The sequence below is a fragment of the Lysinibacillus zambalensis genome, from assembly GCF_040183165.1.
Lineage (GTDB): Bacteria > Bacillota > Bacilli > Bacillales_A > Planococcaceae > Lysinibacillus > Lysinibacillus zambalensis.
The window spans coordinates 329,586-352,868 of sequence record NZ_JBEGDG010000001.1; the positions used below are offsets into that span (position 1 = coordinate 329,586).

20 protein-coding genes and 1 other annotated feature are annotated in these 23,283 nt (G+C 37.4%); of the genes, 4 read left to right on the forward strand and 16 right to left on the reverse strand.

From position 1 onward, the window contains the following. Positions 1–239: 239 nt before the first annotated feature. From ileS to ABNX05_RS01590, 4 genes are all read right to left on the reverse strand, one after another. Positions 240–3,329 (reverse strand): isoleucine--tRNA ligase, encoded by a 3,090-nt coding sequence (gene ileS / locus ABNX05_RS01575; RefSeq protein WP_349658079.1) that lies wholly within the window; start codon positions 3,327–3,329, stop codon positions 240–242. Between the two features lie 59 nt (positions 3,330–3,388). Further along, positions 3,389–3,628 (reverse strand) — a binding site (T-box leader). 81 nt (positions 3,629–3,709) lie between these two features. Then, positions 3,710–4,555, reverse strand: a complete 846-nt coding sequence (locus ABNX05_RS01580; RefSeq protein ID WP_349658301.1) for a DUF2785 domain-containing protein — start codon at positions 4,553–4,555, stop codon at positions 3,710–3,712. A 30-nt stretch (positions 4,556–4,585) separates the two neighbouring features. Further along, on the reverse strand, positions 4,586–5,215 hold the full coding sequence (locus ABNX05_RS01585; protein ID WP_349658080.1) for a hypothetical protein: 630 nt from the start codon (positions 5,213–5,215) through the stop codon (positions 4,586–4,588). Between the two features lie 189 nt (positions 5,216–5,404). Next, positions 5,405–5,848, reverse strand: coding sequence for an Lrp/AsnC family transcriptional regulator (locus ABNX05_RS01590; protein ID WP_349658081.1), 444 nt, complete (start codon positions 5,846–5,848; stop codon positions 5,405–5,407). A 141-nt stretch (positions 5,849–5,989) separates the two neighbouring features. Between ABNX05_RS01590 and ABNX05_RS01595 the strand changes: the two genes are divergently transcribed. Further along, positions 5,990–6,574 carry a DJ-1/PfpI family protein gene (locus ABNX05_RS01595; RefSeq protein WP_349658082.1) on the forward strand — a complete coding sequence of 195 codons (585 nt, stop codon included), beginning with the start codon at positions 5,990–5,992 and terminating at the stop codon, positions 6,572–6,574. 48 nt (positions 6,575–6,622) lie between these two features. Here the strand turns inward: ABNX05_RS01595 and ABNX05_RS01600 are convergent, their stop codons facing one another. Further along, a complete protein-coding gene (locus ABNX05_RS01600; RefSeq protein ID WP_349658083.1) occupies positions 6,623–7,474 on the reverse strand; it encodes a LysR family transcriptional regulator in 852 nt (283 codons plus the stop codon). A gap of 155 nt (positions 7,475–7,629) precedes the next feature. Between ABNX05_RS01600 and ABNX05_RS01605 the strand changes: the two genes are divergently transcribed. Continuing rightward, positions 7,630–8,772 (forward strand): MFS transporter, encoded by a 1,143-nt coding sequence (locus ABNX05_RS01605; protein ID WP_349658084.1) that lies wholly within the window; start codon positions 7,630–7,632, stop codon positions 8,770–8,772. 247 nt (positions 8,773–9,019) lie between these two features. Here the strand turns inward: ABNX05_RS01605 and ABNX05_RS01610 are convergent, their stop codons facing one another. From ABNX05_RS01610 to ABNX05_RS01640, 7 genes are all read right to left on the reverse strand, one after another. Next, positions 9,020–9,151 (reverse strand): hypothetical protein, encoded by a 132-nt coding sequence (locus ABNX05_RS01610; RefSeq protein ID WP_349658085.1) that lies wholly within the window; start codon positions 9,149–9,151, stop codon positions 9,020–9,022. A gap of 206 nt (positions 9,152–9,357) precedes the next feature. Continuing rightward, positions 9,358–10,065, reverse strand: a complete 708-nt coding sequence (locus ABNX05_RS01615) for a YcdB/YcdC domain-containing protein (protein WP_349658086.1) — start codon at positions 10,063–10,065, stop codon at positions 9,358–9,360. Between the two features lie 98 nt (positions 10,066–10,163). Then, positions 10,164–10,763: a YcdB/YcdC domain-containing protein gene (locus ABNX05_RS01620; protein WP_349658087.1), complete on the reverse strand. Its 600-nt coding sequence runs from the start codon at positions 10,761–10,763 to the stop codon at positions 10,164–10,166. 77 nt (positions 10,764–10,840) lie between these two features. Continuing rightward, entirely contained in the window at positions 10,841–13,546 is a 2,706-nt protein-coding gene (gene acnA, locus ABNX05_RS01625; protein ID WP_349658088.1) for an aconitate hydratase AcnA, read from the reverse strand. A gap of 488 nt (positions 13,547–14,034) precedes the next feature. Further along, positions 14,035–14,238: an S-layer homology domain-containing protein gene (locus tag ABNX05_RS01630; protein WP_349658089.1), complete on the reverse strand. Its 204-nt coding sequence runs from the start codon at positions 14,236–14,238 to the stop codon at positions 14,035–14,037. Then, the gene (locus ABNX05_RS01635; RefSeq protein WP_349658314.1) at positions 14,150–14,374 is read right to left on the reverse strand and encodes a hypothetical protein; all 225 of its coding nucleotides are present in this window, start codon (positions 14,372–14,374) and stop codon (positions 14,150–14,152) included. The genes ABNX05_RS01630 and ABNX05_RS01635 overlap by 89 nt, the downstream gene beginning before the upstream one ends. After that, the gene (locus ABNX05_RS01640; RefSeq protein WP_349658090.1) at positions 14,368–14,589 is read right to left on the reverse strand and encodes a helix-turn-helix domain-containing protein; all 222 of its coding nucleotides are present in this window, start codon (positions 14,587–14,589) and stop codon (positions 14,368–14,370) included. The genes ABNX05_RS01635 and ABNX05_RS01640 overlap by 7 nt, the downstream gene beginning before the upstream one ends. Before the next feature lie 484 nt (positions 14,590–15,073). Between ABNX05_RS01640 and ABNX05_RS01645 the strand changes: the two genes are divergently transcribed. After that, entirely contained in the window at positions 15,074–15,208 is a 135-nt protein-coding gene (locus tag ABNX05_RS01645; protein WP_349658091.1) for a hypothetical protein, read from the forward strand. 1,046 nt (positions 15,209–16,254) lie between these two features. On the opposite strand, the gene ABNX05_RS01650 is transcribed toward ABNX05_RS01645, so the two are convergent. After that, a complete protein-coding gene (locus ABNX05_RS01650) occupies positions 16,255–16,644 on the reverse strand; it encodes a VOC family protein (protein WP_349658092.1) in 390 nt (129 codons plus the stop codon). Between the two features lie 588 nt (positions 16,645–17,232). On the opposite strand from ABNX05_RS01650, the gene ABNX05_RS01655 reads away from it, so the two are divergent. Further along, complete coding sequence (locus ABNX05_RS01655) at positions 17,233–17,499, forward strand: translation initiation factor 2 (RefSeq protein ID WP_349658093.1); 267 nt, start codon at positions 17,233–17,235, stop codon at positions 17,497–17,499. A 111-nt stretch (positions 17,500–17,610) separates the two neighbouring features. On the opposite strand, the gene ABNX05_RS01660 is transcribed toward ABNX05_RS01655, so the two are convergent. From ABNX05_RS01660 to ABNX05_RS01670, 3 genes are all read right to left on the reverse strand, one after another. Next, on the reverse strand, positions 17,611–17,787 hold the full coding sequence (locus tag ABNX05_RS01660; protein ID WP_349658094.1) for a hypothetical protein: 177 nt from the start codon (positions 17,785–17,787) through the stop codon (positions 17,611–17,613). Between the two features lie 989 nt (positions 17,788–18,776). Continuing rightward, entirely contained in the window at positions 18,777–20,855 is a 2,079-nt protein-coding gene (locus ABNX05_RS01665; RefSeq protein WP_349658095.1) for a serine hydrolase domain-containing protein, read from the reverse strand. A 315-nt stretch (positions 20,856–21,170) separates the two neighbouring features. Next, positions 21,171–22,916 carry a DUF6138 family protein gene (locus tag ABNX05_RS01670; protein WP_349658096.1) on the reverse strand — a complete coding sequence of 582 codons (1,746 nt, stop codon included), beginning with the start codon at positions 22,914–22,916 and terminating at the stop codon, positions 21,171–21,173. Positions 22,917–23,283: the final 367 nt, after the last annotated feature.

The window sequence follows — 23,283 nt, forward strand, 5'->3', positions numbered from 1 at the left end:
TTTTCAGACTATACCTTTAAACACAAATAAGAGCTGAACTACTATCAAAATTAGTTCAGCTTAAAAATAACGAATGTTACACATTGTATATAGTGATAATGATCTATAATGCAATACTTTAATTCTTGATTTATTAATAAAATAATTGTGCCTAAGCGCTTTTTCGTCGTTCTGAGCTTTTTCCTGGTGACTCCTAAGCTTACCTGATCACTTCTCTGTCTACCCGATCATTAAAGATTCTACAGTTTAAAATAAATAGAAACTTTTTCATCAAACATTTCTGTCTCTATATTCCGTTCACTATGATCGGCACTCACATAATGAATATCATGTAACAACACATTTGCCTTTAACAATGCTTCATGCTGCTGGATAATCGTTTTTGCTTTGGCACTTCCAGCAATCGCAATCGATATATACTGCTCAACAGGAAGTTGCCATTTTTTTCGTGTATCTTGGATTGTGCGAATAAGTTCCCTAATTTGCCCTTCCTCAAGTAAGCTAGTTGTCAGCTGAACATTCAAAAGGACTCGACAAGACGCTTCTTCGGCTAAGATGTATTGGTCCTTTACAACGGATTCAGTTAATACGTGAGCTTTTAGCAATGTTAGTTGTTCTCCATCAATCATTAATGCAACTGATTCTGTTTGTTGTAATTTAGTTTTCTCCTCATCATTTAAATTCACTACGTACTCTTTTACGCTGTTCACTTTTGCTCCAAAAGCTGCACCTGCTGTTTTAAAATTAAGTTTATAATGAACCGTTTCATATGCAGAAAAATCATTTGTCCACAGGCATTCTTTTATATTTAATTCATCTTTCACAAGCTCGCTATATGGTTGATAATCCGTTAGCTCACCGTCAACTGAGACAATCATTTCACTTAAAGGTTGCTTCACTTTGATGCTTTGACTATTACGGATGCTACGGCCAAGTTCTACTATCGTTAAAATATTCGCCATCTCGTTTTCAAGCTTCGTATTCACAAGCGCTTCATTGAATGTTGGGTAGTTCTGCAAATGAACGCTTTTTCCGCATAATTGTCGATATAAATCTTCTGCGATAAATGGTGTGAAAGGTGCTAGTAATTGACAAATTGTCGTTAGTAGCTCATACAGCGTACTATAAGCACCACGTTTATCCTCTGACAATCCGTTAGCCCAAAATCTTGCTCGTGAGCGACGGATATACCAGTTACTTAGCTCCTCCACAAGCTTACCGATTTCACGTGTTGCTTGTGTAAATTGATAATCGTCCATAGATTTTGTCACTAGGTGAATCGTATGATGTAATCGAGATAGTATCCAATGATCTAGTTTTGTACGAGTACCTGTATTATTGACATCGTATTGGAAGCCATCTATTTCTGCATACAGCTGATAAAATTTGAACGTATTATCTAGTGTATCGATTAGTTTTGATTTTGCATCCATCACAATTTTCTTTGAAAAGCGTTTAGGATTCCAAGGAGAACTGTCAACTAAAAACGCCCATCTTAATGCGTCTGCTCCGTACTGCTGAATTAGTTCAACAGGCTCTAATGCATTGCCTTTACTTTTCGACATCTTCTGTCCATGCTCATCTAAAACATGCCCTAAAGAAAGTACATTTTTATAAGGTGCTTTACCTGTAAATAAAGTCGATACGGCTAATAGACTATAGAAAAAGCCACGCGTTTGATCGATACCTTCAATGACAACATCTGCAGGAAATTGATTATTAAACGTATCGAGGTTTCCAAAAGGATAATGATGCTGAGCAAATGGCATCGAACCACTATCAAACCATACATCAATCACTTCAGGTGTGCGTTCCATGTCGCCATTACATGTTGGACAAGTACAAACAACCTCATCAATATAAGGCTTATGAAGCTCTATGTCTTGTAAAGTGCTCTTCGATAACACTTTTAAGGCAGCAATACTATTTGGCGCCTCTTCATGACCACAATCCTTACAAACCCAGATATTGAGTGGCGTTCCCCAATAGCGATTTCGGCTAATATTCCAGTCCACTAAGTTTTCTAAAAAGTTGCCAAGTCTACCGTGTTTAATATGATCGGGATACCAAGTTACTTGTTCATTATTTTGTAAAAGCTTATCTTTCAATGTAGACATGTTGATAAACCAACTGTCAGTTGCGTAGTAAAGCAAAGGTGAATCACAGCGCCAGCAATGCGGATAGCTATGCTCATATTTTTCCTTATCGAACAATAGCTCATCTTTAACGAGCATTTTAATAATGTCAACATCACAATCTTTCACAAATTTACCGACAAGCTCTGGAACATCTTCTGTATAACAGCCTTTCAAATCAACAACATTGATAAATGATAGCCCATTTTGCTGAACCGTTTTATAATCGTCCTCCCCATATGCAGGTGCGATATGAACAATTCCAGTTCCACTATGCTCCGTAACATAATCGGCCAGCACTACGACATGACCTTTATCAACGGTTACGTATGAAAAAGGAGGACTGTACGATACACCTTCAAATTCATGCCCATTATGCTCACTTAATATTTCAACTGGCTCAGTAAAAACCTTTTCCACTAATGATTTTGCCAAAATATATACTTTATCGTGCCGCTTCACTCGAACATACACGAGCTTAGGATTCATCGCCAAGGCTACATTAGCAGGTAATGTCCATGGTGTCGTTGTCCAGCCAAGAAAATACTCATCTTTGTCCTTTAGCTTAAACATTGCCGTTACAGATAAATCTTTGACATCCTTATAGCCTTGCGCAACCTCATGAGAGCTTAATGATGTTTGACAGCTAGGGCAATATGGCGAAACACGATGCCCCCTGTATAAAAGTTTTTCCTTATGCACATGGCTTAAAATATTCCAAACGGACTCAATGTAATCATTACTTAGGGTTAAATAAGGGTCATCCATATCGATCCAATAGCCAAGCTGCTCTGTAAAGGAGCGCCACTTCTTCTCATAAGTAAAGACACTCCCCTTACACTCTTGAATAAATTGTTCAACACCATATTTCTCAATTTCTTGCTTGCCAGAGATGCCTAGCTTTTTTTCCACGCCTAACTCTACAGGCAAACCATGTGTATCCCAACCAGCTTTACGTTCAACTAAATAGCCTTGCATCGTTTTATAACGAGCTACTACATCTTTAATCGTTCTACCAAACGCGTGACCTACGTGTGGTAATCCATTTGCTGTTGGCGGTCCTTCATAAAAAACAAAAGGCTGCTGTCCAATACGATTTGTCATGGATGCTGCAAACGTGCTTTCTTGCTCCCACAATGCTCGGATCCTTATCTCTCGTTCAACTGTAGTTTCCTTCTTTTGTTCTGCTTGCATATTAGTTCCTCCTATACAATTTATTTTGTATAAAAGGCATACAAAAAACCCCGTCCCAAGTAAGGGACGGGGTTAACCGCGAATACCACCCTAATTCTATTGAAGAAACGTTCAATAGCACTCAGCAACGTACAATCATACGTGTTCTTTTTAACGGTAGACACCCGGATCAGCTTACTATGTTCAGCTAATCTTCTCAGAGAGGATCTTCATGTATCACCTGTACACCGACTTCCACCAATATGTCGGCTCTCTGTAGAACAAAATGAAACACTACTCTTTCTCATCAACGAATTTGTATGCTTTTATTGTCACTCATCGTAACAGACTATTTTTCTTCTGTCAATAATTTCAAAGTACTAATATTGGTAGTAATTTCCCTATAATTCATCGAGACATGTTTCAATGCGTTTATGAAGAGCTGCGAACTTAGGCTTCCCATTTGTTTTAATATAAAAGCTTTTCACAAAGGATTTACAGTTAAAAACTAAAATTCTGTGATGCTGTACATCGAGCTGTTCTTTTTTTACTTTTAAAGTAATAGGTAATTGTTGCAGTAATTTAACGATCTCATGTTCATCTAAACCTTGCTCAAGCATTGTGAAAATAGGGACTAAAATTCGTTCATCTTCATTATGAATGAAAGCATAATTTTCTTGCAAAATGGCGTTCCATAAGGCGTTAACAATTTCAATATAAGTAGCTTTATCTAATTTTGGATTTTTCACCAATTCATCGATGGCATCAGCCATATGGGCAACACTATGAGCCCACCCTTTCACCGGCACGTAGCCCCTTACATCCTTTTCTGCTGCTAAATAAGCTAGTACTTTATCTTTACAATCCGCGATGTTCTGTTGGGATAAAAAATCGTCTGCGTTATCTCTAAATAATATTAGCGCAATCAATAGCGACGTAAATGTACGGGTAAAAACTAAATCTGATTCGCCTTCTTCAATACCCTTACATAATAAATTATTCAAACATTCCTCTAAAAGCTCCGTTAAAAGAGAATGCTCTAGTAAGTCTTTTTCACGGATCAATTCATAAAACGATCCATATATTAAGTTATCTCGTAGTTCACTATCTAATGAGCCGATATGTATCATCATTGATTGTATGAGTTGCGTTTGGTCCTCTTGCTGCCAGCTTCTACCTCCACTATTTAATTCTCTGAGAATTTTTTTTAAGTCGCTTTCCTTTAATATGGTTTCATTTTTTAACATTCGCACTGTTGCTCTCCTTTTCACGTTTTTTTATTCTGAATAATCATAACTACTTTCATGATAAATGCCGTCAAGCTTCCATCCCTTATTAAACCGTACGTAAGTAAACTCCTTCTGGTCGTTGTCCATTACAACAATCACCTTGCTTTTCCAAGGGAAGGTTGCCGCACGCACCTTTCCATTTCTGACCTCATTAATTTGGTCGGACAAAGAAAGCAGAGTAGATGGCATAACACTATTTTGTATCAAATATTGCGGACGGTCAGAGCTATCTTCAAATTCCTTCATTACTTGTTCATGAAAGGCAATTACTTTTTTGTTTGTATCATACATACAAATCCCTAGTGAACTAATGCATAAAACGATTAAGCTTCCCAATAAAATGCCATGCTTTTTCTTTAAACGTATATAAAATTCCCATTTATATTCCTTTTTGTATAAATAATAATATATACCTATACATATTGGCCAAATAAAAAGAAATTGCCACATTAACACCACCCAAAAGATATCACCAAAAGACACAAAATATCTAATCATATTGTGGTTTAAAAACCAAAAGGGTAAAGTCCAACGCCAAGCTAAATTTTCTTGAGAGAGGCTTTTAAAATAGATAAGTATGAGTGGTGAAGATAGAATAAATGCTAACGCATTGTCCATTATTGCAATTATCAATGATTTATTCACTTCCCTGTACCTATTTTTCGAGAATTCAAATACTTACAATAATTGTACCTTATTCCAAATATAAAAAACTAGACATTCTTGAATTTTTGAATGTCTAGCCTTCTTGTTTTAGAATCATCTTTTTCCTCTGCTAAATCTGCAATCGATATTGTTGTAGGAACATTAGTCTAAATTTTTATCAGAAAATGGCGCAATGACCGCTTTTTTTGTTGAAGAAAGCACAATATTCGTTGAAGGCGTACCATAAGGCATTGCGGCGTCAATAAACTGCTCTAATGTTTCAACTGAATTGGTTGCAATTTTTACAATGTAACTGATTTCACCCGCTACACGATAGCATTCAAGGACATCGGGATGTGCGTTACAAAAATCCGAAAGACTTTTACAATCAATGGATTTAAATAGAATAATGGCTTGAATGTCGCGATTGATCTTTTTTAAATTAACCCTTGCGCCATAACCTTCAATAATCCCCTGCTCTTCCAATTTTCTTACACGTTCAATAACAGCTGGAGAAGATAAATGAACCGTAGCCGCTAACTCTTTCATCGACATTTTTGCATTTCGCTGTAATTGCTGTAATATTTCTGTATCTATTTGATCCATATGTATCCACCTTTTTTAATAAACTTGATTTGATAAAATTCCTTTTATTATAAAGTAAATCATCTAAATTACATTATACAGATTCTGTCATTGAATAGCCTTATTCATTACAATTAAACGTATAAAGGAGGCATTACTAACATGAGAAAAATATTATTACTATTAGCAAATGGATTTGAAGCAGTTGAAGCAAGTGTTTTTACAGATGTACTTGGCTGGAATAAATGGGAGGGCGACGGTACAACAGAAGTCGTGACTGTTGGATTGCATCAGCAATTGCAATGTACATGGAATTTTAACGTAGCTCCTGAAAAATTACTTCATGAAATATCATTAGAGGATTTTGATGCACTTGCGATTCCTGGAGGCTTTGAAGAGGCAGGATTTTATGAAGATGCTTTTAGCGAGGAATTCCAGGCAGTTGTTCGTCATTTCGATGAACACAAAAAACCGATTGCTACGATTTGTGTAGCTTCCCTCATTTTAGGTCATAGCGGAGTGCTGCATAATCGAAAAGCTACAACTTATAATCACCCAACAAGTAAACGAATAGCACAGCTGCAATCCTATGGTGCAGACATCGTCAACGAACGAATTGTTCGAACTGAACATATTATTACATCCTCCAATCCTGGCACTGCATTCGATGTTGCATTTAGCTTATTAGAAATGCTGACAACAGTCGAAAATACAAAAAAGGTAAAAGATTTAATGGGGTTTAATTAATTTTATGAAGCTGTCTCCACTAAACACTTGGAGGCAGCTTCATTTCATTTAATTTGATATTAAATGATTTAATTTCGAACCTAATTCTTTATGTTTTGTAACCAATGAAATCGTTCTAGATCTTCCAAAATTATTAATCGGTAAAGTAAAAAGTGGAAGATGGCCAATATTTTTAGCCATTAATTCTGGTACAATCGTAATCCCCATTCCAGAAGTTACTGCGCCAAAGACAAAATCCCCAAAGTTCACTTCACTAATGATATTCGGCGTGTAGCCAAGTGATTGTATTTGTTCTACGATATCCTTCCTTGAATCACAAGGAGCTTGATGAACAATAAGCGGCTCCTCACACAGTTCTTCAAGTTCAACTGCTATTCTTGAATTAAAACGATGATTCATAGGAAACACAGCATAATAAGGTTCCGAAAACAACTCCCAATTCCACAAAGATTCTCCCGTATACTTTGCATCCACAAAGACTGCATCAAGTCTTCCTTTATCTAAAGATTGTAACAGTTCTTTTGAAGTATTTTGAATCATCATTGTTATAGGTCGACCAAGTTGCTTAAGTTCATTCATTTTGTTTGGCAAATAGTAAGTGGCTAAGCTTGGCAGACCACCGATGGCAATAGGATTGCTTTGACTAAAATGCTGCAATTCTTCACGAATGGCTGTTAATTCAGTTAAAACAGGTGTAATTCGAGTGTAGAAACGATCGCCAGCTTCCGTTAATTCGATACCAATGGAAGTCCTATGAAATAATTCGATGCCAAGATTATTCTCTAAGTTTCGTATATGTTTACTTAGTGCAGGTTGGGAAAGATTCGTAATTTGAGCAGCTTTAGAAAAACTTTTTTGATTGGCAGCAGCAATAAAACTGTGTAACCATTCTACATTCATTGTATCCCTCCATACCCTATAACGATTTGTTATACCCTTATAAAATAGTGATTGTTCCATATCCAACGATTTTTAGTAACCTATTAAATATAGAAGCGCTTTGATTATAACATAACGTTATAGGTTAGCAGCTTTAATTTATGGAGGTTCAATATATGAAAAATGTTTTATTATTAGCCTTTGGCATGTTTGCCTTGGGTTTTGATGCTTATGTGATTGCAGGATTGCTCCCAGGAATTAGCGATACGTATCAAAAAAGCACATCACAAGTTGGTCAGGCAGTGAGCATTTTTACTTTATTTTACGCAATATCAGCGCCGTTCTTTTCTTCTTTATTTGCCGGAAAACCCATTAAAAAAATCTTAATATGGTCCATGCTGCTCTTTACAATAGCAAATAGCGTTACAGCTTTAGCTCCGACCTTTACTATTCTTCTACTTTCGAGAGCAATTGCGGGGACTGGAGCTGGTTTATTTTCACCTTTAGCTGTAGCAGCTTCTACAAAGTTCGTTTCTAGTGAAAAGAAAGGAAGAGCTCTAGGATTGACTATAGGAGGAATGAGTATTGGAACAGTGCTTGGTGTTCCTTTAGGTATTTATATATCAAACGTATATGATTGGAAAATAACACTTTGGCTATTAGTGATGATCGGTGTCATTTCTATTTTATGTATGTATTTTTTTCTGCCTGATTTCCCAACAACACCTCCCCCCGCACTTAACGAACGATTAAAAATGTTCCTGGATAAAAGAGTAACTATAACTGTAGGTGTAACATTTTTTGCCAGTGTTGCTAGTCTTGGATTGTATACATACCTCTCTCCCCTTTTAGAAGATATGGCAAGATCGAGTAATGTAACAATGTACCTTTGGGCATGGGGATTCGGTGGCTTGGTGGGAAGTATATTGATTGGTTACTTAATCGACTACTTCGGAAAACTAAAAACTTTAGTTACAATCATTTTATTTACTTTAACATTATCGATTATTAGTATACCCTTTATGCTTAACTTCCCTATTTTAAAATACTTACCGTTCTTTGTCTGGGGAGCAATGGGTTGGGCATGCCAGGCACCTCAACAACATATTTTACTCTCACAACAGCCGAATAACGGAAGTTCGGCAGTGGCATTAAACAGTTCTGTAAATTATTTAGGCAGTGCAATAGGCGCAAGCTTAGGTGGAGTCGTATTGTCCATACAGACGGGAACAATAACATTGATTTATTTTGCAGTAATTTCTATGTCACTCGCGATTGGTTTACAGTTTTATAGCATGAAGAAATTTAGGATAAACTAATTTGAAAATTGCAGCTCTAACCGTCTAATTGAAGATTTTATTCTGCACTTCGATGGTTAGAGTCGCAACTTTTGGGTTTTATATTTCATTTTGGTGAGATATCTCCGGCAGTTCATAGGGGTTATTCTTCATTCAATCGGAGCAATCTCTCGTTTTGAAGGTTCTTTCCGTCACTTTGACGATTCCTTCCGTCTCTTGGATAGTTTTTTCCGTCGCTCTGACAATTCTATCCGTCACTTCGATATTTCTATCCGTCGCCCTGTTTTCTATCTGTCACTTCGATGGTTCTTTCCGTCGCTCTGACAATTCTATCCGTCGCTTCGATATTTCTATCCGTCGCTTTAACGTTTCTATCCATCATTTCGACAGTTCTATCCACGACTTCGATTTAATTTCTAATCCGACCCTTTCATTTTGAAAGAAGTAGATAAAAAAACCGACTTCCCAGGAAATCGGTTTTGCACCAAGTGCAACTGACTAGCGTTACGGATGCGAACAATAACTTTAATCCGCATTCATTTCACCACCTATAGTGATTGGAGACTTCCGTACTGTCGCTTTGCATCCATATAAAAAAACAATTCACTAAACATTACTGACAATAATTTCGCCAGTAGTCGCGTCAATATACCGGATAGGTAACTTAGTTTGTCGATCACACGCTTGATAGATAAGTTGATAAGACTCAATTTCGATATCGTAATTTTTGTCCCAAACCAATTGAAAATCGATATTTTCTAGAAATCGACGATACGTTTTTTCCAAAGATATAGCTGGTACTGTAGGCATTTGGCGAAGTTCATCCAAACCAAAATTCGGTCCACTATAATAATCAATCAGACCAGTTGTACGATTAACAACGACGATCACCATATCCGCAATAGGTAATCCTTGATTATGGGCATGGAATATAAATGAGTTTGATTCTCTTTCATCCTCTTCTTCATCTCCTCGAATTAATCGTTGGAGATATGGATAGTAGTCAGGAATTACTTTTTGTAAAAAGTCTATTGCTTTTTCATAACATGCTTCTTGATTAAGCTGTAGATTTCCTAGGCGTTTATGCAACCATCCAAAACTTTGTATTTTACCAGTATTTTTTGCAATAAAAGCTTTTACTGTATCTTCTGACTGCATTTTTAAAAAGCTGTTCACCGATAAATCTTTTTCTTGCATCTTCCAATTCTGCTTACGCCACACCATTCCTAGCTTTGATCCTATATTCACTTCTCGAATAAGCTCCAGGTCATCTGTAATCCCTATGATTGCCTCATTCGTCACTTCATTGGCCAATATGCTAGTTAGCAAAGGAGGAAGAGCAACATAACTTTCAGGCTCATTTTCATCATGAATGATCTTTAAAGTTGGTTCTAATACATCTGCTTTAAATTTTAAAATGAAAGTACCTCATACACGAGATGAAGTCCTTCTTTCTTAACATTGTAAACATCGCGAGATAATTTTGTAATCACTAGTTGTAACGACAACGTATTACGTACATATTCCATCAGATTTTCTTTCGAAACTAGCTTTAAAGGGATTTCAGGACTCATCTTCACACCGTTGTATCTAAATTTAACAATATTGCCCAATGCATCAACATCAATAAAACAACCAGCTTGTGCTAATGGTACATCCATAACAAACTGTTCAAAAGAAAAGCGTTCTACACGCGACAGTTTTTTCTTTTGAGAAAGTGTTAAGTCTTTTAAAGCTTCTGGATAATGACTGAGTAAAAATTGTTCCGCACTTCTTCTTTTTTCTTCAATAGATAAAGTAACAGCTTCAGGAACAGTATCATTAGCTTCAATAGATAAATATACGAGGTGACCAGTGCAATCTAACTCAACAGTCATACTTTCATCCTGTTGTTCATTCGCCCATGAAAACATCACTCTTCCGTCTTCAGAATACTCTTCTATGATTAGTTCATAGTGACTCGGTAACGGAACAATGGATAAAGCACGTCTTTTCAGTTCAGCTTTTTGCAAACCAATGCCTCCCATACAAGTTTTTTATGTATAGACAAAAACCGACCTCCTAAGAGATCGGTTTTTTATTTAAATGATTATTGAGCAGCTTTTGCGCGAAGAACCATTTGTAGGATACCACCGTGGCGGTAGTAGTCTACTTCTACTTCTGAGTCGAAACGAGCTAAAGCTTGGAAAGTTTTAACTGAACCGTCTTCAGATTTAGCAGTTACTGTTAAGATTTCACGTGGTTTCACGTTGTCAGTAATGTTAACAGAGATTTCTTCTTTACCAGATAAGCCTAAAGTATCAGCTGATTCACCTGGCATGAATTGAAGTGGAAGAACACCCATCATTACTAGGTTAGAACGGTGGATACGCTCGTAAGATTGTGCGATAACTGTTTTGATACCAAGTAAGTTAGTACCTTTAGCAGCCCAGTCACGAGAAGAACCCATACCGTAGTCGTTACCAGCAAGTACTACTAAGCCAGTACCTTGCGCTTGGTATTTCATACATGCGTCATAGATGTACTCTACTTCACCTGTTGGCCAGTAAGTAGTGAAACCACCTTCTGTACCAGGAGCAACTTGGTTACGGATACGGATGTTTGCAAATGTACCACGCATCATAACTTCGTGGTTACCACGACGAGAACCGTATGAGTTGAAGTCACGGATTGCAACACCGTTTTCGATTAAATATTTACCTGCAGGTGTATCTTTACCGATTGCACCAGCTGGAGAAATATGGTCAGTTGTAATTGAGTCACCGAACTTCGCCATTACGCGTAAGCCTTCTAAGCCTTTAATAGCTTCTGGATCTTTTGCAAGACCTTGGAAGAATGGTGGGTTTTGGATGTAAGTTGATTTGTCATCAAATGTGTATAGAGACTCAGTTGATGTTTCAATTGCATTCCATTTTTCGTTCGCTGTGAATACAGTTTCGTATTCTTTTTGGAATAATTCACGGTTAACTACAGTACCTAATACTGCGTTAACTTCTTCAGTTGAAGGCCAGATATCAGCGAAGAATACTTCGTTGCCATCTTTGTCTTTACCGAATGAATCTTTTTGTAGGTCAACATCCACAGTACCAGCAAGTGCATAAGCAACAACAAGTGGTGGTGAAGCTAAGTAGTTAGCTTTTACAAGTGGGTGTACACGACCTTCGAAGTTACGGTTACCAGAAAGAACTGAAGTTACGAATAGGTCGTTCTCTTTGATAGCGTCTTCGATTTCAGGAAGTAATGGACCTGAGTTACCGATACATGTTGTACAACCGTAACCTACCGTGTTGAAACCGATTTGGTCAAGGTAAGTTTGTAAACCTGAATCTTCAAGGTAACCAGTTACTACTTTAGAACCTGGTGCTAAAGAAGTTTTTACCCATTTAGGCACTGTTAGGCCTTTTTCTACAGCTTTTTTGGCAACTAAGCCCGCAGCGATTAATACGTATGGGTTAGATGTATTTGTACAAGAAGTGATTGCAGCGATTGCTACAGCACCTGTTGGGATTTCTACATCACCTTCAGCAAATTTAGCTACAGAAGTTTTTGCGAATTCATCTTCAGTTAAACCGAAACCTTGTGTACCTTGTGGTGCCACTACTGCTTCTTTGTAACGAGAACGCATTTGAGATAGTGGAATTAAGTCTTGTGGACGTTTTGGACCAGAAAGGTTCGGTTCGATTTCAGCTAAGTTTACTTCTAATACGTCAGTGTAAACTGGCTCTAAAGTTGGATCGAAGAACATGTGGTTAGACTTTAAGTAAGATTCTACAACCGCGATGTGCTCTTCGTCACGACCTGTTAAACGCATGTAGTTTAATGACTCTTCATCAATTGCGAAGAAACCACATGTAGCACCATATTCAGGAGCCATGTTAGAGATTGTCGCACGGTCAGCTAGTGGTAATTTAGTTACGCCAGGTCCGAAGAACTCAACGAATTTACCAACTACGCCACGTTGACGTAATACTTGAGTTACTTTTAATGCTAAGTCAGTAGCAGTAGTTCCGTTTGGAAGATCGCCAACTAATTTAACACCAATAACTTCTGGAATTGGGAAGTATGAAGGTTGACCAAGCATACCTGCTTCAGCTTCGATACCACCAACGCCCCATCCAAGAACGCCGATACCGTTGATCATTGTTGTATGTGAGTCAGTACCTACTACTGAGTCAGGGAATGTTTCGAAAGTACCGTCAGCATTTTCGTTTACGTGTACAACTGGAGCTAAATACTCTAAGTTTACTTGGTGAACGATACCAGTTGCTGGTGGTACAGCACGGAAGTTATCATAAGCAGTTTGAGCCCATTTTAAGAAGTTATAACGCTCAGCGTTACGTTCGAATTCTAGGTCCATGTTTGCTGCTAATGCAGATGCATTACCGTATTTGTCAACTTGTACTGAGTGGTCAATTACAAGGTCAACTGGAATAGCAGGGTTGATTTTGCTTGGGTCGCCACCCATTTCTTTCATTGCAGAACGTAGAGAAGCAAGGTCAACTACTACTGGTACACCAGTGAAGTCTTGTAATACTACGCGAGAAGGTTTGAATGGAACTTCAGCTTCTGGATTTGCGCCGTTACCCCATTTTGCTAATTCGTTTACGTGCTCTTCTTTGATAACATATGCATCATATTGACGTAAAACTGATTCTAATAATACTTTGATTGAGTAAGGAAGGTTTGAAACTTTTGCAACGCCAGCTTTTTCAATCGCAGCTAAGTCATAGTAATTATAAGTTTTACCATTAACTTCGAATGATGCGCGGCTGTTGTGTAAATTACCTTGTGCCATTTGCGGATCCCCCTAAATATCTTTTTGAAAAGGCCTATATAAATTGTTAAAGCATCTTTTCTCCAATACCCATGATAGCTCATTTATATACATAAGTAAATTACATTAATATTATCTTTTTCAATAAGTAATCCTTATGACATTGATTTCTATCCAAATGTATTTAATTTTTTGATGTGCATGATATGAAGGTTTTACTGAAAGGAGATTTTTATACCTATGTATTGAAGTGTATTTAAATGTTTTTAATTGGGGTACAGAGAGTTTTTTATCAAAATTGTACCCCAGCAAAAAAATGGTAACCTAAAATAAACTAAAATATCCGGACAGGAATTTTTTAAGAGGAATAAAACAACTTACCAGAAAAGCAATTCACAAAAAAGTCACTCGTTTGTACTGCACCCTAAAATCTGTACTTTTCATTCTTTTTAAAATCATTGTTCGAATAATTGGTGACGGAATATTAAATAGTTCAATTTTTGCTGTATTCACCAATCGGCACGAGTTGTGTTGCCGTTTGCTTTGAATGTAAAATCTTCATAACCTGAAAGTAATCCAGTGTCTAACATCACTCCGCTATACGGTAAATCCTTTTTATTTACCCTACCACCATAAAAATTCTGGAATCGGGATAACTGTAAGGCTTGAATTCGCCATTTCCTCAATCGATTTGCCATATTCAACGTTTGCATGTGCTAGATCATTTGCAAGCCAACGGGACATTACATCACGAGTCATTGGTTTGTTTGGTTCGAATTTATTGTTAGAGAAATCCTCAACTTTAATATACCAGGCAAAATGATATAAATGCTTGCTCCTTGTCAGCATTTCCTTTTTACAGTCGTTTCTTTTTTAACGATTCCTAGTGATATTAATTTTGAAATAGCACGATAAACTGTCTTTGTGCTGATCTCCAATGATGAAGCGAAGCGATTGTAGCGGCCTTCAAATGACATGCCCCCTGGATGTTCCAACGCGTGACTAGCGAGTTTGAAAACGATGGCACGCTCTGATTCTGTTAAATCATAGTAGTGTGTTGCCATGTGGTCTTCAAGAGCCGAATCCATGTCATTATTGATTTAAATGTTTTGTAAGTTACTAAGTATTCAAATGCCGTCGTTTTCACCTCGCTTTCTACCTCATAACTTCTACTTAAATACCCAAAGTAAATTTTCACGCATCTGATGCTTCATATGCGTGCCATTCATTTTGTGTACTTACGAACATCTTTCACATTGTCCAATTTTTTAACTTTAGCTTGTTATATTCATTACGTTGTTGAATGGTTTTCATTTCCCATTCCTCATTTCGATAAATTATTTTCATATATTCCACTCTCAAAACCACATCAAACTCCGCCCTCTCAACTCAAAGTGTTTTGGCTGTTTGATGCAGTTATCAAAGTAAAAGAAAAAACATCCCGAAGAATGTTAATTTGTTTATTAACTTTATAAAAGAACATTCATATTTTATTTGGTTATAAATTTCCAGTCGGTTGAATAAATAAGTAATAAGGAGGTGATTAATATGAAAAAGAAATTAGGCGTTCTTCTTTTTGCTGTTTCACTTTTAAGCTTAACGTCTGTATCCATAGCTTCTACTGCCTCTGCAGCTGGTCCCCAGTGTTATAAGGTAGGTAATGTGTGGATGTGTGAATACTAAGGAATTGATAGATAAAAATAGTAATTTATTAATTTAAAGCCACTTAATAGTGGTTTTTTCTTTGACTAGCCATATCTCATAAAAACCTCCTCTAGCATTTTTTTGTTTTGTAATCACCCCATTATGCTAGTTACTTTATTGAATAAATAAAAAGCATCCAATAGAGGATGCTTGATTGTAGATTGAAGTTTTATACACTTTTATTTTTTGTTTAGCTGCATGTTTACAGAATCAACACTAATCTTAACATAATCAATAGGTAGGATTTTATTGTTGTGAATTTTATGGATTTCTACTTGCTCTCCGATTATTTTACTTAAAACTCTTCGCATTTGTTGATGTATAGACATATAAATTGATAATGCCTCATCATAAACAATGTATAATTCAAAAAACCATTCAATATCAACATAGTCATACGTATTCACAAATACCTTTTTTCAAATTCCTCTAAATTGATATTATATTGCTTACTAAATTCTTCCCTTTGTATACTTCGATATTCTTTTTGCGAAATGAATATTGAATCCCCTGTATGTGCTAAACATTTTTTGAACGATAACATGTATTTAATTTTTCTTGAATTTCTATCGTCCGATCTCCTATGATATTCAATTTTTTTAATTGTATATGTAACCGCATCTTTATATTTAATGTACTTTTTATAAGTAATACATTTTTCAATGAAGGGAGACAATTATGATGAAGGGAATAATTTTAACATATTATTCTTATATAAAACATTTAAGCTAAGTTAATCCTTAATCTCGTAAAAAATATAGGCTGGCCAAATTTGTCTTGCCTCGAACAAGTTGATGAGGAGTAGGTCGGTCGCCGGTCTGTCTTTACCTACTATTTAGGTTTTGATAAATACCAAGTGATGAAAACCTTACCACACCGACCTACCTCCGAGTTTACATCATATTTTTCCTATCACAAAACATGCTACATGTTTTACATTTGTTCCTTTTGTTACATATGTTCCGAACATTCATCTCCATTTTTATTAAAGCACCCATTAACTGAAATGCAGTCGTTCATAATCTTCAAGATACTTCTTTACAAATCATTAATAAATTACCATCTGGATCTTTAAACACAAAATAAAAATTATCCTGAATCTCTGTAACAAGTTCAACATTGTTTTCTTTCATAAATTGATAAGCAGCTTGAATATCATCAGTTAAAAACTGAATTGATGGAACTTGGTAAGTGGAAATATCACCATCTTCTTTTCTCCACTTTGGCATGGCATCTAAAATTAATCCAGCTGTACCTTCCATGGGAGCCACGAATATATGGTCAAAATAATCTTCTCCTCTTTCCAAACCAAGTATTTTTCCGTACCATTCTTTTGCTTTCTCTAGGTTACGTACTGGAATAAACACACCACCGATTTGGTTTTTAATTGGTGTTCTGTAGTCAGGTATAGTCACAAATACATCCTCCTTTAAAAATACATTTAATACACTGTGGAATTCTATATTTTTTTAATATATACCTTTCTTATTTTGAAAAATAATTCAGAAAATATCTACGATTGCCTTGCTTCCGCAATGGTTTTAACCATCCATCGATAATTTTCAATCCACTGAAGTAAATTCTCTACTTTAATTTGCCCTTATTTCATAGGTTTGCCCTCCTAAGTTGTGTTATATGACTTATCTGACTAGCCTGAATACAAGGGCATAAACCAATTCTGAGCTGTAGCGTCTGCAAACGCTGCGGCTATTTTTGTCATTAATCTACAAAGTCAAAACCTCCGTATAGCTGTTCCAAGCCTATTCGTTATAACTCTCATCAACAGCCTCCTTGGAATTCATCGCCTATTAGATTTTTATCAATTCCTAATTGCTCAAGTGCAAACGTCTCTTTTCTTGAGCATCTTGTTCATTCATTCCTACTAAAAAAGTAACTTTCATTATTTCCCCATTTTGTTACCGAACATTTTAATTTAAACACCCGAATTTTAAAATAGGATACAGAATAAGATATAGTATTGATTAATTTAGGGAGGTTAACATTTGAGTAAACGCAAAGATAGTTTTAATATGAATGACCTTTTATCAAATGGCGAAAATGATGCTGCTAAGCTTGCTGTAATTGCTGGACTAATTACTACATTAGGTGACGGCCTATCTACTATTGCAGCTATGATGGCTCTAGAGGAAGCTCAATCCCAACAATCAAATACCAACAATAATAGCTCCTCAAATAAAATAGATGAATTAGAAAAGCAAGTTCAATATTTAACAAAGGAACTAAATAAACTTAAATACTCAAGAAAATGAACCTCTTTCCCTGTTACACAAATTTTATCAGACACAATCCTCAAATTGTTTAGTAAAAAGTTGCTTCTTTTTCAACATCGTCGACTCGAAATCTTCTTTTTTCCCATAGCCTTATGACAATTCATACAGTAAGCTACTGTGCCTCCTTGATGATAAATTGCCATACATACTACTCTGGTCAGCCATGAAATCACCTGTTTTTGTGTAGTAAGTAGTTGCTGAGCCGGATACTCGCGCTCTCACAAAGAACCCTTCACTAGCATTACAATGACGACATGCGATAGTCATTTATTCACCATCCTTTTTGCTAAACAATTTCTTTCAAATCTTCACTTACTCCACCTACGTAAACGACTGATCTACTCAAGCTCTTTCCTAATGCTCCGTAGTTGCCTATAAGTCTTGCTTCTCCCACACTTTTTAATAGGATCATAAGCTCTACGTTTCGAACATGCTTGCACTCGAGAAAAGCTATGTGGTCCTGCTGATTAATTAGCCTTACTCTACGCTGTTTTACTTCCTTGCGAACCGTATTCATACGTTATACAACTAACGCATTCAAATAATGCAGCGTATATCCATTCTTCGACTTAACCTCTATATACTCATTTTCAAAGGTCTTGTATGGTATTGATTTCCGTCCGCCTGCAAATAGCCTCTTTCCATACTCATTCATCAAGATAGCGCATTTTGGTAATTTCTGGATAAACCGTGATTTAGTAATTCCACCGTTCTACTAATAAATGTGCAATAAAGATATATTTCATCATTTTCGAAACACGATTGTAGTCACTCCTATCAAATTTTTGTACATAGAAATAAATGTAAGATGTTTGATGTATTCAGGAATAATTTGTATAGTTCTATTGAAATTGACTGTTGTTTTTTCAGTATTTTAAGTACAAAAAACGCAGTTTCATAGTCAGTAATTACCACCTGTTCAAAATATTCAATTATATTTGCATTCATATGAAATTTTTTATCTTTTCGTTTTATTTTGTTGTTATTAGTTGATTTTATATTTAGACAAGGTACGTTTTATAGTAGAAATTTTATCAGTTTTATATACTTTATTTCCATTTTGTTTCAAAATAAAAAAAGCCACTATGATAGTGACCCCAAAAGTTAGATTTTCGGTCTAACTCTTGGGATCTAGTTCATTTTTAGTGGCTTTTGTTTATTATCTTCTACATATTTCCGAGTCAAGAATGCAGTCAAATGAGCTCGATTTATCTCTGTATCTTACTGGTTTTGTTGAAATAGTTCTAGAATTATAGTTAGTTCAACGTAATTTCAAATTCCGAGTTCGGTGCACCAGCAAATACAACTGTTCCGTTCTTCGGCAGTTTTACTTTGTTATTGCCGCTTACAACGCTAAAATTAATACATACTCCATTCTCATCATACACAGCGAACGAACTCTTTGATGGCAACGCCACGGTCATCGTTTTCCCTGCTGCCGCTTGTGGGATCGTAAACCATTTCGCATGCCCATTTGCTTGCAGCGTAACTTTGGATGATTGGCCTGCATCCAGCGTTTTTAAGTTGGATTCACTTACGTATAACGACCCGGACATTTCTATATATTCATTGCCGCTTTCTGTATAGAAACGGGCTTCCGTCGTATCACGACCAAACACCCCAGGTATTTGGAGCTGATGCATCGCCGTGTTAGGGCCTGTGATTTTTTGGCTTTCCCAATAGCCCTCCATGCCTTCCTTGCTATTAATTTGTACGGGCATCATTGGTGCCAAATATTGCACAGAACTAAATTTCTCGCTCACAAGATAGAACTTGACGCCTTCCCGCTTTGCCCATGCGGCTGCGGTTTCCTTCGATAGCACATTGTCTTCAAGTTTCTCGGCTACATATTGAGTACTCGCTATTTGCCCTAAACCTGGCAGCGAAGAATAGGTGCTCTCCTTCAAATAAGTTCGTCCATTCTTCTCAGTGACGAAATTGAGCTTGGAGGTACCATTCTCATTAATAAAGCTTCCATTCGCAGTATAAACATATTTTACTTGTGGATTAGATAGTAAGATCAGTTCACCAGTCTTCGTAATTTCTATTTTGAATTGACCGTAACTATGGCCGTAAAAACCCGCTTTCTTCGCTACATCTTGAGGCATTTTGGCCTTGATCGGCTTACCAAAGGATTTGTTCGGCTTGATATCCTTAATTGTGCCCTTCTCTTTGAGTGCAGCGAGCAGTATTTCAGTCGCCATCAGTTGATTTGTAGCGCTGCTACCGCCGGATGACAACACAGCCACTGCCATCTTCTGTTCAGGAAGTACGACCAGTGAAGCATGTTGTAGTGCCGTATCGCCTCCTTTTGCCAAGCCCTTTATCCCATATTCACTGAATGGATATAGTTTCACACTATCCCAGCCAAGACCATAGTTGACACTATTCTCTCCATCCCCGGGCCACATTCCTTTTTTATATTCCTTTTGCTCCATCGCCTTGACTGCTTTATCAGAGAGGATTCCTTTTTCATATCCCATAAATATTTGTGAGAATCGCACCATATCTTCTGCTGTGGAAGAGATCCCTCCCGTACCAATCACATTCACCGATTCAGTAGGAAGCTGCCCTTGGTACATTGGAAAATAAAGGCCAGCTCGCGTATCGTCTTCCCATTTGTCCTGCGGCGTTTTTGTATGATTTAGCTTTAAAGATTTTGTAAACCGTTGATGTATAAATTCGGTAAAGCTCATCCCGCTAACTCTTTCCACCATAATCTCGGCTAGCGTAAAACCGTCGTTGCAGTATACCGAGAACGCGCCAGGATCCGCCTTCAAATGCTGGTTGGACAATTGCTGCAACAAATTATCATGGGCATAGGTATCATTATCTTTAAATAAAAATGAATTACTAAGCGTACTTCCTTGCAAGCCGGAGGAGTGGTTCAACAGCATACGCACCGTAATGCGTTTATACCGTTCATCCTTCATCTTGAAATCAGGAACATAGCGGACGACAGGAGCATCCAAATCAACTTTTCCTTCGTCGACCAATTTCATCACAGCCGCCGTTGCATACATTTTACTGACTGAACCAATCCCGTATAAGGTATCTTTGGTCAGCGGCTGTTTCCCATTCATATCGTTCTTGCCTGTCTGACCCGACAAAATAAGTTTGCCATTATCAATTAACGCATACTGCACACTAGTCGTCTCATAGGACTTTGTAAGTAGCGCAGCCTTCTCTGCTGCAATCTTTTTCAGTTCTTGACTAGCTAATTCTTGGCTAGCAACCACCGTAGTCTGACTGCTAGAAGACGCCATAGCCCCTGTCGGTAGGCTCATCGTTAACGCTAATGTAGCGGCTAACACCGCAGATAGTTTATTTTTCATAAAAGAATTTCCTCCTTTATAGATATACACTTCCTAAAACAATAATTAATGCCCCCATAATTAAAAAATTTTTCACTTTAACACCCTGACTACTCCCTTCACAAAGAAATATTTCCCATAAATAGAATATCAAAGTTTTATTTACTCGTAAATACAGTGATAGACTGATACCATGTTGGGCTTTAGACTTATGGTTAATGATGACTAAGTAAATTAAAAAGTCCAGCTCGGCTAAATTTGCTTTGCTGATCATCTTCTATTTTGCAGCTACAATACTTATTCTGTTTAACCCTTTGTCCTATCGCAATAGCCAATTTATCCGCGGCTAGCGGCCTGCGCCAACTCAGTGAGCCACTTTCCTCGATTTCCTTTGGTTTTGGCAGCTATTTTCTTCAGCTTGTCCGGTCCGCCCCAGATTAAGTATACGATATGCTCGACCTCGTAATCCTGAAGGTCACGAACCTGATTTAGAAGTAGCATGATATGCCTCTCATTTTCCATATCGGTTTTGATTTTCAGTTTCATAGAATCCGTGCTATGCAGCATACACTTCACTAGCGTAGGAATCGATTCCGCGTTTACGCCTTGCCACTCAGCAAAAGCGACCGTGAAGTCGTTCTGAACGGACTGGTGTTCTTCGTCAACCATTGCCATATATTCTTCTACTAACGGAAAATAAGTCTGATCCGCCAATCCGAGGCCGAAGACTGCATAACTACCTGGCATGCAATTCTTTTCACCCTCTGTATCCGTATACCATTCGAACGAATCCATCGCAACACGGGCATAGTCCTCCACCAAGGGATACAAATTCGGATATTCCAGAGCGTTGGCGAAGAAACGATGCGTGCCCGACTTGGCCAATCCTTTGATCGGTAGCCATTTCTTGACACCAGATTTCAGCTTGATTTTATAGCTTTTGGGGAAGCACATGCTTAACAAGCGCGTTAGAAACCTGAGCGCACGCGCATAACTCTCCTCCGTTTCCTGCTTAATGGCTATGGTCACCTCGGCAAACACATCGTTGGCTGTGTATTTCACCAGTTCGTCGCAAAAGCTGACATCTTCCTTGGCGAACGTTCCACTGCCTTTCTTTGTCATACGTTTCGCTCGGTCGCTTCCCAACTCGATAGCACAATTCAAAATATCCACCCCTTCAGTTCTTCTGTGGGATGGCTCATATTTCAGAATCAAGGATGCAGCATAGATGACCAGTTCGATCGGACCTTGCTCAGTATTTTCAAGACGGGCATCGCTTTTTTTCTTATATTCTTTTTGCCATTGTGTTCCCATATTTTCGAAATAATAGGGCAACCAGTGATTATACAACCAATTCCGCAAAGCACCAATCAGATAACGGCGATGTTCTGAAAGATGTTTGTTCTCTTTATTCACATATTGAATTTTCTCGAAAATAGAGATGATATGGACTGCATCTAAATCTGGGAACAGTCTCTCGTCCAACAGGTGCTTGGAGAGGAAAAACGTCTCCAAAGGTTTAGTCGGATTTTTTCCCGCTTCGAGCTTATCCGCGATATAAAAGGAGATTCGTTTCTGTAATTGTTTCTTCTTCGTTTCGTCGATATATTCCAGAATACGAACGGTAGCATCTCCTTCTCGCGTCCGGAACTTGCCGTTAAAAGTAAATGGACAATTGAACAATGCCGGCGACAACTCGTCCAATTTTTGCCGTATGTAAGAAGCAAGCTCTGGGACAATCCGCTCTCTTACTTGTTCCTCGGTCAGCGTTTCCGAAGATTTGCCACTCTTGACTTCTGGCAACGTTAAAAAGTTCTCCGCTTCCCGCACCTTCACCCTGCCCTTGACATATTCGAGCAGAGCGTAATCATGTATTCCCGCCTGTAGCGAAGTACGCTTTACGATTTGTTCCGCGTCCTTATCGCTAATATTGATCATCCATTTATCGATTTCCTGTTTCATTTTGTCTAGAATCGTTTCCAGAGTGAGACCCATGTTCAACTTTTGCTCCTTTGTATAGATTGATTTTTCGTTCCTCTTCATATATTCTGACAGCATTGCTTTTGAAGAGTTCTCTTGCAAACACCTCAACAACCCTTATCTTTGATACAGAATTCATGAACCAGACGCTTCTTGGTAATGTGCATCCTGCTTTCGGAATTCTATAATATAGATAGTTTTGAATTATTTTCTATCATATCCCGTCCTCGTAAGCAGAACAATTGGGCATGGGACCCATTTATTCTCTGGATTCATGGATACAAAATTGATAAACATATACAACTGATACAAATCATTAATACAAAAAAGGAACGGTAATTGTGTAGTCTTCAAACGATGGAACTTCATGAGCTATGTATCCCGAAATAATCATAAGTGCCCCTAATTTGATACAAAAAATAAATGACAATATAAAGATCGAGTATCCATTTACAACAGACTTTTTATA